Annotated in this window: 13 protein-coding genes; 6 read left to right on the forward strand and 7 right to left on the reverse strand. The window is 69.2% G+C overall.

Going from position 1 to position 12997, the window contains the following annotated elements; all coding sequences use genetic code 11:
* The first annotated feature begins 77 nt into the window (after positions 1–77).
* Together ACH34W_RS28680 and ACH34W_RS28685 are read left to right on the forward strand one after the other, a co-directional pair.
* The gene (locus ACH34W_RS28680; protein WP_395964199.1) at positions 78–413 is read left to right on the forward strand and encodes a hypothetical protein; all 336 of its coding nucleotides are present in this window, start codon (positions 78–80) and stop codon (positions 411–413) included.
* A gap of 69 nt (positions 414–482) precedes the next feature.
* Positions 483–1949: a CHAD domain-containing protein gene (locus tag ACH34W_RS28685; protein ID WP_395964200.1), complete on the forward strand. Its 1467-nt coding sequence runs from the start codon at positions 483–485 to the stop codon at positions 1947–1949.
* Positions 1950–1953: 4 nt separating this feature from the next.
* Here the strand turns inward: ACH34W_RS28685 and ACH34W_RS28690 are convergent, their stop codons facing one another.
* Entirely contained in the window at positions 1954–2943 is a 990-nt protein-coding gene (locus ACH34W_RS28690; protein WP_395964201.1) for an NUDIX domain-containing protein, read from the reverse strand.
* Positions 2930–5020: an RNA degradosome polyphosphate kinase gene (locus tag ACH34W_RS28695; RefSeq protein WP_395964202.1), complete on the reverse strand. Its 2091-nt coding sequence runs from the start codon at positions 5018–5020 to the stop codon at positions 2930–2932. Before ACH34W_RS28695 ends, ACH34W_RS28690 begins: the two co-directional genes overlap by 14 nt.
* Before the next feature lie 338 nt (positions 5021–5358).
* Here ACH34W_RS28695 and ACH34W_RS28700 point away from each other — a divergent pair, with 338 nt between their 5' ends.
* The 4 genes from ACH34W_RS28700 to ACH34W_RS28715 all read left to right on the forward strand — a co-directional run bounded on the left by ACH34W_RS28700 (position 5359) and on the right by ACH34W_RS28715 (position 8203).
* Positions 5359–5769: a phage holin family protein gene (locus ACH34W_RS28700; RefSeq protein WP_395964203.1), complete on the forward strand. Its 411-nt coding sequence runs from the start codon at positions 5359–5361 to the stop codon at positions 5767–5769.
* The gene (locus tag ACH34W_RS28705) at positions 5766–6290 is read left to right on the forward strand and encodes a DUF3618 domain-containing protein (protein WP_395964204.1); all 525 of its coding nucleotides are present in this window, start codon (positions 5766–5768) and stop codon (positions 6288–6290) included. Before ACH34W_RS28700 ends, ACH34W_RS28705 begins: the two co-directional genes overlap by 4 nt.
* A gap of 151 nt (positions 6291–6441) precedes the next feature.
* Positions 6442–6846: a gamma-glutamylcyclotransferase family protein gene (locus ACH34W_RS28710; protein ID WP_395964205.1), complete on the forward strand. Its 405-nt coding sequence runs from the start codon at positions 6442–6444 to the stop codon at positions 6844–6846.
* 127 nt (positions 6847–6973) lie between these two features.
* Complete coding sequence (locus ACH34W_RS28715) at positions 6974–8203, forward strand: PucR family transcriptional regulator (RefSeq protein WP_395964206.1); 1230 nt, start codon at positions 6974–6976, stop codon at positions 8201–8203.
* Between the two features lie 67 nt (positions 8204–8270).
* Here the strand turns inward: ACH34W_RS28715 and ACH34W_RS28720 are convergent, their stop codons facing one another.
* The 5 genes from ACH34W_RS28720 to ACH34W_RS28740 form a co-directional block, all read right to left on the reverse strand.
* Entirely contained in the window at positions 8271–9098 is an 828-nt protein-coding gene (locus tag ACH34W_RS28720) for an NAD(P)H-binding protein (protein ID WP_395964207.1), read from the reverse strand.
* A gap of 536 nt (positions 9099–9634) precedes the next feature.
* Positions 9635–11065: a sensor histidine kinase gene (locus tag ACH34W_RS28725; protein ID WP_395964208.1), complete on the reverse strand. Its 1431-nt coding sequence runs from the start codon at positions 11063–11065 to the stop codon at positions 9635–9637.
* The gene (locus tag ACH34W_RS28730) at positions 11062–11766 is read right to left on the reverse strand and encodes a response regulator transcription factor (RefSeq protein ID WP_395964209.1); all 705 of its coding nucleotides are present in this window, start codon (positions 11764–11766) and stop codon (positions 11062–11064) included. The genes ACH34W_RS28725 and ACH34W_RS28730 overlap by 4 nt, the downstream gene beginning before the upstream one ends.
* Positions 11767–11868: 102 nt before the next feature.
* A complete protein-coding gene (locus ACH34W_RS28735; protein WP_395964210.1) occupies positions 11869–12357 on the reverse strand; it encodes a DUF5666 domain-containing protein in 489 nt (162 codons plus the stop codon).
* A gap of 76 nt (positions 12358–12433) precedes the next feature.
* Positions 12434–12943, reverse strand: coding sequence for a hypothetical protein (locus ACH34W_RS28740; protein ID WP_395964211.1), 510 nt, complete (start codon positions 12941–12943; stop codon positions 12434–12436).
* Between the last annotated feature and the right edge of the window lie 54 nt (positions 12944–12997).

Raw genomic sequence — 12997 nt, forward strand, 5'->3', positions numbered from 1 at the left:
GGAGTGAGCGGCTCGCGATGGATGGGACGCCGCGGGTGACGCCGACGTGGTTCACATGGACGGGTGATGAACTGGTGATGGCCACGTTCATACACTGCGAGCCGTTGGGGATCCGGCGGCCGGCGGGGCGGGTGCGCGCGTTGCGCGCGCATCCCGAGGTCGCTGTGACCATCGACACCGAGCCTCATCCACCCGATGTGCTGCTGTTGCGGGGCCGGGTGTCGATCACGGAGATCGACGGCATGGTGCCCGAGCAGGCGGAGGCGGCGCGTAGATTTCTCGGAGACGAGGGCGGAGCCGGTTATGCGGCAGGGGCGGCGCACCCCGAGACGAGGATGGCCCGCATCGCGTTGCGCCCCGCCTGGGTGGGGCTGCTGGACTTCCAGACCCGGCTCCCGGGGGTCTTCTGTTAGGGATCTCTACTTTTGCTGTTCATCTCGCCGTGGAATGCTGGTCACCTGGGCGTGAAGGAGCCGCAAAGCATGGCCGTAAAGCACCTCGAGGTCGAACGCAAGTACGATGCCGAGCCGGAGTACGCCGTCCCCGATCTGGCCGGGCTTCCCGGTGTCACAGGAGTCAGCGCGCCGGAGACCCACCATCTGGTCGCCACCTATTTCGACACCGACGATCTGCGCCTCGCGGCGCACGGCATCACGCTTCGGCGGAGACGCGGCGGCGCGGACGCGGGCTGGCATCTGAAGATTCCGGCAGGCCCGGACAGCAAGAACGAGCTACGTGCTCCCCTGGGGCGGGCGCAGGTCGTACCGGCCCGGCTGGCCTCGCTGGTCGCCGCCTACACGCGGGGCAAGGAGCTGGCACCGGTCGCCATGCTGGAGACCTCGCGGACGGTGGTCCGGTTGCTGGGTGAGGACGGCGAGGAACTCGCGGAGATCGCGGACGACGCGGTGACCGGGCGGGTGGTGGCCGACGATGCCGCCGGGCAGTCCTGGCGCGAGATCGAGGTCGAGCTTGCGGCGGGTGACGCCGCGCTGCTGAAGGCGGCGGGCAAGCGGCTCATCAAGGCCGGTGCGCGCAAGGCCGAGTCGTCGTCAAAGCTCGGGCGGGTGCTGAACGGGTCGATCCAGCGGACGGCTCCTGCGGAGTCCAAGGACACGGCTGGCGACGCGGTGGTCGGCTATCTGCGCGAGCAGGTGACAGCCATTCTGAAATGGGATCCCAAGGTGCGGCTGGCCGAGGACGACGCGGTGCACCAGATGCGCGTGGCGACGCGCCGGATCCGGAGCGCCTTGCAGAGCTATCGGGCGATCCTTGACCGCCGGCACACCGATGCGCTCAGGGTGGAGCTCAAGTGGCTCGCGGACGAGCTGGGCGAGGTCCGCGACCTTGAGGTCCTCCGGATGCGGTTCACGGAGCGGCTGGAGGAGATCGGCGAGAATCCGTCGCAGAGTTGGCTGACGGAGATCGGACGCCAGGAGGCGGCGGCCTACCGGCGGCTGAACGTGACGCTGAAGCAGCCTCGCTACTTCGCACTCCTGGACTCGCTTGAGGCTCTCGTCACCGATCCCCCGCTGACCGATCGGGCCGGGCGCAAGGCCACCAAGGAGCTGCCCGGCCTGGTCATGCGGATGTGGAAGAAGCTCGCCAGGGCGTACGACGAGATCGTGAGCAGCGACGATCCCGAAATCGCGCGACACGAGATGCGCAAGGCGGGAAAGCGGGCCAGGTACGCGGCGGATCTGGCCAGGCCGGTGCTCGGCAAGCCCGCCATGGAGACCTCTAAGCGCGCCAAACAGGTGCAGGAGGTGCTTGGCGGCTACCAGGACGGCGTCATCGCCATGGAACACCTCAAGGCCGCCCTGTCACGGACGAGCGACACATCGGAGGCCTTCACTCTCGGTGTCCTCTATGGCGTTGAGCAGTGTGAGGCGAAGGCCACGATCGCCACGCTTGCGGAGACCTGGAAGAACACCCCCAAACCGTCCTTCTAGTCACCTATGGCCTTGGTGACAGGGCTCGTCGCGGAACCCCATCGCCGGCTCGGCCGGCGGTAGGGGCGTGGCGTTCCAGGGCGGCGATGGTGGGTTCGCCAGCGCTGTCCGAGGCGATGTGCGCGACCCAGAAGGACCCCTTGCGCAGGCTCGGATCGTCGGGGACCTTCTCGCCGAGGCGCTTGCACAGCCCGGTGATGAGATCGGACACGACCTCGCCGTGCGTGCACACGATGGCCGGGGCACCGTCGGCCACCAGCTCGAGCAGCCGTTCGCACGCCTGCTCGGCACTGGTGGCGCCGACCGTGAAGGCCTCCTCGGTGACGACCTTCGCACCCTCCCGCCGGACGTACGGCAGGAGCGTCTCCAGGCATCGCGCCGTCGCCGAGCTGATCGGCCGGGCCTGCCCGTACGAGCGCAGCAGTCCCGCAAGCAGGGACGCCTCAGCGCGCCCGCGCTCGTCCAAGGGACGGAGCTCGTCAGGCCCCTTCCACTCGCGCTTTTCCCCCGCCGACCCGTGCCGCAGGATCACCAGCGGCCACGTGTCCGGCGGGCCCGCCTCGAACTCCCGCAGCAGATCGACATCGTGCGAGTAGCTGAGCCGCTCATAGGCGTCCACGATCGGCAGCCATTCCAGCCGGTCGACCTCGTCGTTCGGCTCGAACGGCCCGGCCAACGCGGCACGGGCGGTCCAGTAGTCGACGCGCTTGGTCTTGCCGTCCTTGGGATAGGAACTGGTCGGCAGGCGGCGGCCGAGCCGGGGCACGACGCCCGTTTCCTCTTCCACCTCGCGCACCGCGGCGCGCAGAATGTGTTCGCCGTGCTTGAGCTTCCCCTTGGGGAACGACCAGTCGTCGTACTTGGGCCGATGGATCAACGCGACTTCGGGACCTTCCGGACAGTCTCGCCACAACAGGGCGCCGGCCGCTCGGATCACGTCGTCGCCCTCCCCCACGTCGTCCTCCTCGATGTCCGACGGATCAAGAGGTTGCATCCACGGTCCTCCAGCGGCGGCTCTTCACCAGATGGCTCTGGATGTCCAGGAGCTTCTCGTCGGTCATCGCCGAACGCCGCGTCCACGTGCCGTCACCGTCCAGCCACCATGCCTGGGTGCCGTCGTCCATCGCCTGGTCGAGCAGCCCGACCAGTTTGGCCCGCTGCGTCCGTTCGGTCACCCGGACCAGGGCCTCCACGCGCCGGTCGAGATTGCGGTGCATGAGGTCGGCGCTGCCGAACCACACCTCCTGCTCACCGCCGTTCTCGAACGCGAACACCCGCGAGTGCTCCAGGAAACGCCCCAGGACACTGCGCACCCGGATGGTCTCGGAGAGGCCCGCGACGCCCGGCCGCAGCGCGCAGATGCCGCGTACCCAGATGTCGACCGGGACACCGGCCTGGGAGGCGCGGTAGAGCGCGTCGATGACCACCTCGTCGACCAGCGAGTTGCACTTCATGCGCACCCGCGCGGCCCGCCCGGCCCGGTGGTTCTCGATCTCCCGCTCGATGCGCAGCACCAAGCCGGACCGCAGGCTGTGCGGCGCGACGAGCAGGCGGCCGTAGGAGTTCTGCCGCGAGTATCCGGTCAGGTGGTTGAAGAGGACGCTGACGTCCTCGCCGATCTCGGGCTCGGCGGTGAGGAGGCCGAAGTCCTCGTACAGGCGGGCGGTCTTGGGGTGGTAGTTGCCGGTGCCGATGTGGCAGTAGCGGCGCAGCGTGCCGTCCCGTTCCTGCCGTACGACCAAGGCGAGCTTGCAGTGCGTCTTCAGCCCGACGAACCCGTACACCACGTGGCAGCCGGCCTTCTCCAGCTCGCGCGCCCAGGCGATGTTGGCGCGCTCGTCGAAGCGGGCCTTGAGCTCCACCACGACCACGACCTGCTTGCCGGCTTCGGAGGCGCTGATCAGCGCCTGGACGATCGGGGAGTCGCCGCTGGTGCGGTAGAGCGTCTGCTTGATCGCCAGAACGCGCGGGTCGGCCGCGGCGTCCTCGATGAAGCGCTGGACGCTCGTGGTGAACGAGTCGTACGGGTGGTGCAGGAGGATGTCACGTTCCCGGATCGCCGCGAAGATGCCGGCGTCCTCCGGGATCGCCTCCTTCGACGGCACGAAAGGGGGGTACTTCAACTCAGGCCGGTCCAGGTCCGCGATCGCGGCCAGGCCGGCCAGGTCGAGGGGGCCGTCCACTTTGTAGACCTGGCCCTCGTCGACGGGGAGCTCCTCGGTGAGGAACTCCAGCACGGCATCGGAGATCGAGTCCTCGACCTCCAGCCGGACGACCGGCCCGAAGCGGCGGCGCAGCAACTCGCGTTCGAGCGCCTGGAGGAGCCCCTCGCTGATGTCGTCGTCGATCTCCAGGTCCTGGTTGCGGGTGACCCGGAACGCGTGGTGCTCGACGACCTCCATGCCCACGAACAGCTGGCCCAGATGCGCCGCGATGACGTCTTCGAGCGGCGTGAAGCGGTTGGGCGAGGCCTCGATGAAGCGGGGCAGCACCGGCGGCACCTTGACCCGCGCGAACATCCTGGCCTCGGTCTCCGGGTCACGCACGATCACCGCGAGGTTGAGCGAGAGGCCGGAGATGTAGGGGAACGGGTGGGCGGAGTCGACGACCAGCGGGGTCAGCACCGGATAGATGCGGTCGCGGAAGAGCCGACGCAGCCGTTCCTGCTCGGTCTCGGCGAGGTCGGCCCACCGGAGGATCTCGATGCCCTCCTTGGAGAGCGCCGGGCGCAGATCGTCGCGGAAGCACGTGGCGTTCCGGAGCATCAGCTCATGGGCCAGAGTGGCGGTGCGTTCCAGCACCTCGCGGGGCTGCCGGCCGCTGGCGGACTGGACCGCGAGCCCGGTGGCCATGCGGCGGGCCAGGCCGGCGACCCGCACCATGAAGAACTCGTCGAGATTGCTGGCGAAGATCGACAGGAAGCGCAGCCGTTCCAGGAGCGGCAGCTGCGGGTCCTCGGCGAGCTCCAGGACACGCTGGTTGAAGCGGAGCCAGCTCTCCTCACGGTCCAAGAACCGGTCGTCGGGTAGTGACTCCTCGTCGAAGGGGAAATGTCCTGGATTGACGCTCATGTTCTTAATGTTCCCTGGCCAAGATGAACAACAGTCGAACGGACGAGTTTCGCTATTGGTCAGATACGTCGATCATGCCCCCGGTTCCCGATGATCACTCGGCCATCGGGGCACCGGCCGCCATCGGCCCGTTCAACCACGAACGGCGGCCAGGCCCGCACCGCGGGCACCTCCCCCAGCCATTGTCCCCTACCGGGCCATAGTACGCACTCCGCCAAATAAGGGGCCTGCCGCCGCCAGGCCCGTGACCTGCGCCTTCCCGGGCCCGCCGAAACCGGCGGACCTGTTAGGACTCCGACACAGCGGGTATCCGAGAGGACTGATCGAGGAGGAAACCGATGAGCGATATGACAAGCATGCCGACGTCGGGTGCGCCGACGTCGGAACTGGTCAAGCAGCTGAGCGAGCAGAGTGCCCAGCTGGTACGCGAGGAGCTGCGCCTAGCCCAGCTTGAGCTACGGCAGAAGGGGAAGAGCGCGGCCAAGGGCGCCAAGATGTACGGCGGCGCCGGCATCACTGCTCTCTACGGCGTCGGTGCGCTGATCGCCGGAGTCATCGCGCTGCTGGCGCTGGCCCTGCCCACCTGGGCGGCCGCCGCGATCGTGGCCGCCGTCCTGTTCGTCGTGGCGGCCGTGCTCGCGCAGCGGGGCAAGAAGGAAATGGCCATGGCCACGCCGCCGAAGCCCGAGCAGACCGCCGAAAGCGTCCGGGCCGACGTTCAGGAGATCAAGAACAGGGGCCACCGATGACCGAGCGTGACCAGGAACTCCGAGCGCAGCGTGAACGCACCGAACAGGCCCGCAATGACCTTGGCGCGACGGTGGGCGAACTCGCCTCGCGCACGGACGTCAAGGCACGGGCACAGCAGAAGGCCGGAGAACTGAAGGAACGTGCCCGCGAAGCGACACCTGAGGCCGCCACCAAGGCCGCCGAGCAGGTACGCAAGCGCCCGAGGCCCGTGGCCGCCGGCGCCGCCGCCGCAGCCGTCGCCCTGATCGTCGTCCGCCGCGCCCTGCGCAACCGCCGCACCACGCACAGCCGCCGCACCCTGCGCGGCCACCGCACATCAGGAAACCGACGCATCGTGGGCAACCTTCGCACCTTCGGCAACCGCCACATCTTCAGGAGCCGCCGCACTTTCTGGAGCCGCCACATCCCGGGCGGCCGCCGCATGCTCGGCAGTCGCCGCATCCTGAGCGGCCGCCCTGCTTCACACGCTGCCGCCAAGGCCAAGCAGAAGGGCATCACCCGCCCATTCCGCAGGAAGTAGACCGATCGCGGGTCTCCGCGCGATGGCGGTCGGTCCACCACATGACGACGGCCCGGGCGGTGGCCCGGCCGCGCGTTCACCGGCATGCTGAGCCGCTCGCCGGGGCTTCCGGCGTGCCGAAGATCTACTTCTCCGCGTACGCTGCGAGGGCATGACCGCTGGACTCTTCGTATACGGGACCCTGCGGTTCCCGGCCGTGCTGGAGGTCCTCCTCGGCCGGGTGCCGGACCTGTCCCCGGCGACCGCGACCGGCTGGCGCGTTCGGGCGCTTCCCGGCGTCGTTTATCCCGGCCTCATCGCAGACCCCGAGGGCGTCGCCGAAGGTCTGCTGATGACCGGGCTGACGCCTGCGGAACAGAGTCTGCTGGACGACTACGAGAGCGATCTCTACGAACTGGTGCCGCTTTCTCTCGATGACGGCCGGGCATCGTGGGCGTACGCCTGGAAGAACGCGACCGAGCCGTATGACTGGGACCTCGCTCACTTCACCGACCACGACCTGGCCACCTATACCGAAGGTTGCAGATTGTGGCGGCGAGCACACGACACGACGTGACGTAATTGTTAAAAATGTGACAATTCAGACTCCCCAAACTCGTCTGTGAGCCACTTCTGACTCGGGTTGAGTCAGATGATCCTGGACCGTCAGAGGAATCTGGCACCGCGCTCCCAGGGAGGTCCACATGGGCGAGGCGCCCCCCGCGGCCGATTGCCGTCCGCTCACCGAGATCTCGGCCGAGCTCGCCGAGCCACTCCGCCCCCACCTAGAAGCCGCCGCCGAAGAGATGGTCCGGGAGATCAAGGCACTCGTACCGGAGTACGCCCGGCCGACCGAGAGCCCGTACGGACAGCGAATGCAGTGGGCGGTCACCGAGAGCGTCCGGCAGTTCGTGGAGGCCTTCGGCAACAAGGACATCTCCTGGGTCGCCGTGACCGACATCTTCGTCGGCATCGGCGCGTACGAGGCGCGCAAGGGACGCAGCCTGGACGGCCTGCAGAGCGCGATCAGGGTGAGCGGCCAGGTGGCCTGCCGCCGTTTCATCAAGGAGGCCCAGCGCCTGAGCTGGTCGCTCCAGACGCTCGGCGAGATCACCGAGTCGCTGTTCGTGTTCCTGGAGAAGATCGCCGGAGCGGCGGCCCGCGGCTACGCGGAGGCGCAGGAAGTGCTGGCCACCGAGCGGGAGCGGTTCCGCTGGCGGCTGCGGGACCTGCTCATCGTCGACCCGCCCGCCAGCCGCGAGGCCATCACCGAACTCGCCAGGCCGGCGCGCTGGGACCTGCCGCGCACACTGGCCGTCATCGCCGTGCGTCCGCCGGAGGGCTATACCGCGCCCGTGCTGCCGCCGGCGGTCCTTGCCGATTGGCACGGTCCGGCCCCGTACCTGATCGTGCCCGATCCTGACGGCCCCGGGCAGGAGCGGCTGATCGCGTCCCTCGTCCGCGGTTGCCAGGCCGCCGTGGGACCGACCGTCCCGATGACGCGCGGCGCGCTGTCGCTGCGCTGGGCGAGCCAGGCGCTGCGGCTCATCGAACGCGGCGTGCTGCCTGCCAAGGAACCGGTCCGCTGCCTGGACCACGTCCCCACCCTGGTGACGGCGATGAGCCAGGAGCTGATCGACGTCGCGCTCCGGACCCGGCTCGCACCCCTGATGGACCTCCCTGTCCATCGGCGCGAGCCGCTCGCCCGGACGTTGCTGACCTACATGGAGTGCCACGACAACGCGGTGGCGGCGGCCGAACGGCTGCTGGTCCACGAGCAGACCGTCCGCTACCGGATCCGGCGTCTTGAGGAGATGTTCGGTGACGATCTCTACGAGCCGGACAGGCGGGTCGAGCTCCTCCTGCTGCTGCACACCTGGATCCGCGTCCGCTCACCCGAGGAGGCCGCTGCCGCCCCGGCCGAATCCGCGTGACAACCGCGGGGCTCAATGCCTGGGGCTCATGAGGCTCAAGGACCCAGGGGCTTAAGGCCTCAGGGGCTCAGCGGAATGCGTCGGCGTGCGCGATTGCCCACTGGGCGAACGTCCGCGGTGCGTTCCCCGTGACCTCGCGTACGGTCGGCAGGACGTGGGACTCGTCGAGCTTGCCGTCGGCGTAGAAGGAGAAGAAGGCATCCACGTACTCGACCGGCATGGTGCCGATCATGTCTTCCCGCGCCTGGGCTTTGGTCTGCCCCTCGAAGCGCAGCTCACGCCCCAGCACCTCGCCGAGGATGCGGACGCGGTCGGCGGGCAGCAGGGAGTCCGGGCCGGTCGGGTTGTAGACGTTCCCCTCGTGGCCGTCTCTCAGCAGTGCCTCGGCCGCCACCGCGGCGATGTCGTACGGATCGACCATCGCGATCCGCACCTGTGGGAAGGGCGCCCGCACCACGTCGCCGCCTGCGCGGATCTGCGGGGCCCATTGCAGGGTGTTGGACATGAATCCGCTCGGGCGCAGGAAGGTCCAGGGCACGCCGGATTCCCGTACGGCGCGTTCGGACTCGTTCATGTAGCGGGAGATGACGTTCCTGGTGTCGGAGGCCAGCACCGCGCCGCCCGAGAGGAGCACGACCCTGCCAACCCCGGCCCGGTTGATCTCCTCCAGCAGCCCCGGCATGTCCGCGTACCCGCTCAGCAGGAAGACGCCCTCCACTCCCTTGAGCGCACCCGCGAGCGACTCTGGATGATCGAGGTCCCCGCTCACCGGCTCGGTGCCGGCCGGTGCCTTCCCCGGATCCCGCACCAGCGCCCTGACCGCCACCCCGGCCTCGGCCAGCCGCCGCGCCAACTCCCCGCCGACGTTACCGGTCGCACCCGACACCAAGATCACAAGGATGTCCCTCCATTGGAACCACGATCATCCTGAACGTTCCACAGGACCCCGGCCGCGGTCGAGCCCTTTGATCATCTTTTCGACACTGGAAACTCTTCCGGCAGTTAAGGTGCCGTTCAGGCGGCCCCTGGGCTCAAATGTCAGACCTACGGGTAATGATCCGTGGTATGAGCAGAGACTCCCAACCGGGGTTGCGGTGCCCGCATTGCCAAACGGCTCTCACGCTCGTCCCCGCCGCGGGGAGCCAAACGACCCTTCCGTCCGCCACACCTTTCGCACTCGTCCGCGAAGAGGCCTCTCCGCCGCCCATCGCCGAGGTCCTGGCCCCTTATGCGGGCCGGGTAAAAGACTCCACCACGGCCTTGCGAGGCGCAGCCAAGGTCCGCGCCAGCCTCGACCGGGCACGCCAAGCCGGATCGCAACGCCGGACCACGCAACAGGCAGCCCGCCGAGCCTTCCGCAGCGCCTGACATCGGCAGATAAGCGCCTGACATCGGCCGATGGACGCCTGACACCGGCGATACAGGAACGAGTCAGCGCTGCGTGATCGGCTTGTCGACGGGGGTTTCGGGCGCCGACTGGATCGCGATGCCGCCGGGCGGGTGTGGCGCGCGTCCGCGGGGGATCGTCACCCGGACGGTCGTACCCGCGCCAGGCTCGGAGAGCAGGTCCGCCCGGCCACCGTGGGCGGCCGCGATCGCGGCGACGATCGGGAGGCCGAGGCCCGCTCCGCTGGAGTGATGCTCGGCGCGGTGAAAACGTTCGAACGCGCGGGCGGCATCCTCGGCGCTCATGCCCGGCCCCCGGTCGGCGACCTCCAGCAGGATTCCATGGGGCGTACGGGCCGCACGCACGGTCACCGGCGTGTCGTCAGGCGTGTGCACTCGCACGTTCGCCAGCAGGTTTGCCAGCACCTGGCGGATACGGGCCTCGTCCACGAAGGCGGTCAGGGATTTCGGCGCGTCCACCTCGTACGAACGATCCGGCGCGACGGCGGACGCGTCCGCGACCGCGTCCCGGACCAGGGTGGCCAGGTCGGTCTCGGCGGGCTGCAACGACTGCCCGCGGTCGAGGCGGGCCAGCTCCAGCAGGTCACCGACGATCCGGCTCATCCGCTGCGCCTCCTCCTCGATGCGGCGCATCGCGTCCGGCAACTGGTCGGGGTCGAGCGCGCCGTGCCGGTAGAGCTCCGCGTACCCCTGGATCGTCGTGAGCGGCGTCCGCAGCTCGTGTGAGGCGTCGGCGGCGAACTCCCGCACGCGGGCCTCGGACCGGCCGCGCGCCCAGAACGCCTGCTCGATGCGTTCCAGCATCACGTTGATCGACGCGGCCAGCCGGCCGACCTCGGTGCGCGAATCCGCGACCGGCATGCGGGCCCGCAGGTCACCGCCGGTCGCGATCCCGTGCGCGGTCTCGGCCATCCGCCCCAGCGGCAGCAGCCCGCGCGCGATCAGGTGCCGCCCCAGCAGCGCCAGCAGCCCCACCAGTGCCGTGGCCGAGGCCAGCTCGGCGATCACCAGGTTGCGCACCTCGGAGTTGATCTCCTCCAGCGGCGTCGCGACCACGATCAGATTGCCGTTGCGGGGGGCTGGCCGGGCGACGGCGCGCATGTCCGCGAGCGAGAACGGGTCGAGCGTGCGCGAGCGGTCATTGACCCCGGCGAACCCCAGGCGCTGGACCTCCGCGACGGCAGGCGCGGGATCAGGTTCCTGGTCGCTGAGCACGCGGATCTGGTTCTCCGGCGTCACCGACAGCACGATGAAGGGAGCCGGCGCGACCCCCTCGCCGGGCAGCCCAGGCCGGATAAGCCGTGCCACCGCCCTGTCACGCGCGGACCTCAACTGATCGTCCACCCGGTCCATGAGGTAGCCGTGCAGGAAGAACGCGCTGACGAACCCCGTGATCAACAGCCCGGCCAGCGTCACCGCGAGCAGCCCGGCCGTGAGCCGCGCGTTCAACGTCATGGCCGGAGCGCGTAACCCACCCCGCGCCGAGTGTGGATGAGCGGCGGGCCGAGCGGATCGAGCTTGCGCCGCAGATAGCTGATGTAGGTCTCCACGACCTGGCCGTTGCCGTGGTGTTCCCAGCCCCAGACGGCCTCCAGCAGCTGGGCGCGGGTCAGTACCCGGCCCACGTTGTGCATCAGGTGCGCGAGCAGCCGGAACTCGGTGGGCGACAGTTCCACCTCCACGCCCGCCCGCCGTACGGTCCAACGCACCTCGTCGAGCTCCAGATCACTGACGCGCAGCACCCCGTCCGCGCCCGGCGCACCGTCGGGGACCGGCTTGGGCGCCGTCCGGCGCAGGACGGCGCGCACCCGGGCCACCAGGGCGTCGATGGAGAACGGCTTGGTCACGTAGTCGTCGCCGCCGAGCGTGAGGCCGGTGACGGTGTCCGAGGGGGTGTCCCTGGCGGTCAGGAAGATCACCGGCACCTCGTCGCCGTCGGCCCGGAGCCGCCGGCAGACCTCGAAGCCGTCGAGGTCGGGCAACATCACGTCCAGCAGGATGAGGTCCGGCGGCCGGTCACGGGCCTCGCGCAGCGCGGCGGCGCCGCTGCCCGCAGTCGTGGGCTGGAAGCCGTGAAAGCGCAGCGCCACCTCGATCAGGTCGCGAATGTTGGCCTCATCGTCCACGACGAGAACGCGCTGCCGGTCCTCGCTCATGGGCTCCCCGCCGCGTCCGTACGCTGAATCCTCCCGCCCCCCGGATCTCGACGTTACTGCAGCCAGCCAACGAGGAGAACCCGGCACCAGGTCGGTTGGTGGCTAGTTCGGGGTTGTTCGTGGCCGGTCCTTCTTATCCGGCACCCGGACGATTTTGGCGGTGCGGGTCGTTCCGTTCTGGTCGCCCCACACCATCACCCGGTCGCCGTTGGCCACGTCGTTGAGGGCGGCCTTGGCCCGGTTCTTGCGCACCTTGGTGTCGGCGGTCGTGTTCCATGTCCAGCTCACGCCGTCGTCACTGCGCACGGTCAGGCTCGATCCGGTGCGCGCCGTGACTTGACCTCGCTGCCAGGCCATCTCCACGAACTTGCCGTCCCGGCGCACCGTCATCTCGCCGTGCACGCCGCGCGCGGCACGTGCCGCATGCAGGCGTGGATGCTTGTGTTTGTGGCGGTCCGGGGCAGCCGAGGACGAAGCCGTGGGAGTGGGCGACGGTTTGGCCGCAGCCGCCGGAACGGCGAGGTACAAGCCCAGACCGAGTAGTCCCGCCGCGCCGATCGCCGCCACGCCGGTCTTCCTGTCGATTCTCATGACGTCAGCCAAGCGGCGGCTGCTGCTAAACCACCTGGAGTTGACTGGGAAAACCCTGGGAAACCGGAAGCGGGGGTCACCCGTCCAGCGCGCCCAGTCCGGTGAGGAGCCGCGCGACGTCGAGGCCGGAGGTGAGGTAGTCGACGAAGAGCGGGTTGTTCAGCGCCCACTTGGAACGCCGGTAGCGAACGAGGAAGATCGCGTCTTCGGTCGAGTAGCCGAGGTTGATCAGGGTCTGCACGATGACGACTCCGGAGCGGTTGTAGCCCGAATGGCATCGCACCAGCACCCGGCGTCCGTTACCTACAGCCGCGGCAGCGATGTCGGCCAGCCCGCAGACCGCCTCGATCTGCTCTGGGACCAGAGGCCCGTCCGGAACCTCGACGCAGTGGTGCTCGACTCCGGCGTCAGGTCCGTGACCGTCCAGCCGGTAGAGGCTGAGCACGAGGTCGAACTCCGCCGTGACCACCGCGCGCATCCGTACGCCGGCGGCGTCGCGGTACACATGGCCGCCCATCCACAGGCCGGGAATGATCTCATGCCACGGCGCGTCCGCGTCGGGCGTGCCCTTGCCCTTGATCCGCATGCCATCGCCCCCTGCGGCGAGAACCAACGTAGATCAACCGGGCTCCACCGTATT

It is taken from the genome of Actinomadura sp. 6N118 (genome assembly GCF_044326415.1).
GTDB lineage: Bacteria > Actinomycetota > Actinomycetes > Streptosporangiales > Streptosporangiaceae > Spirillospora.

What these genes read in the sequence shown, in the direction of transcription:
- ACH34W_RS28680 (WP_395964199.1), top strand. Translation starts at nt 78, where the DNA reads ATGGCCACGTTCATACACTGCGAGCCGTTGGGGATCCGGCGGCCGGCG.
- ACH34W_RS28685 (WP_395964200.1), top strand. Translation starts at nt 483, where the DNA reads ATGGCCGTAAAGCACCTCGAGGTCGAACGCAAGTACGATGCCGAGCCG.
- ACH34W_RS28690 (WP_395964201.1), bottom strand. Translation starts at nt 2,943, where the DNA reads ATGCAACCTCTTGATCCGTCGGACATCGAGGAGGACGACGTGGGGGAG.
- ACH34W_RS28695 (WP_395964202.1), bottom strand. Translation starts at nt 5,020, where the DNA reads ATGAGCGTCAATCCAGGACATTTCCCCTTCGACGAGGAGTCACTACCC.
- ACH34W_RS28700 (WP_395964203.1), top strand. Translation starts at nt 5,359, where the DNA reads ATGAGCGATATGACAAGCATGCCGACGTCGGGTGCGCCGACGTCGGAA.
- ACH34W_RS28705 (WP_395964204.1), top strand. Translation starts at nt 5,766, where the DNA reads ATGACCGAGCGTGACCAGGAACTCCGAGCGCAGCGTGAACGCACCGAA.
- ACH34W_RS28710 (WP_395964205.1), top strand. Translation starts at nt 6,442, where the DNA reads ATGACCGCTGGACTCTTCGTATACGGGACCCTGCGGTTCCCGGCCGTG.
- ACH34W_RS28715 (WP_395964206.1), top strand. Translation starts at nt 6,974, where the DNA reads ATGGGCGAGGCGCCCCCCGCGGCCGATTGCCGTCCGCTCACCGAGATC.
- ACH34W_RS28725 (WP_395964208.1), bottom strand. Translation starts at nt 11,065, where the DNA reads ATGACGTTGAACGCGCGGCTCACGGCCGGGCTGCTCGCGGTGACGCTG.
- ACH34W_RS28730 (WP_395964209.1), bottom strand. Translation starts at nt 11,766, where the DNA reads ATGAGCGAGGACCGGCAGCGCGTTCTCGTCGTGGACGATGAGGCCAAC.
- ACH34W_RS28735 (WP_395964210.1), bottom strand. Translation starts at nt 12,357, where the DNA reads ATGAGAATCGACAGGAAGACCGGCGTGGCGGCGATCGGCGCGGCGGGA.
- ACH34W_RS28740 (WP_395964211.1), bottom strand. Translation starts at nt 12,943, where the DNA reads ATGCGGATCAAGGGCAAGGGCACGCCCGACGCGGACGCGCCGTGGCAT.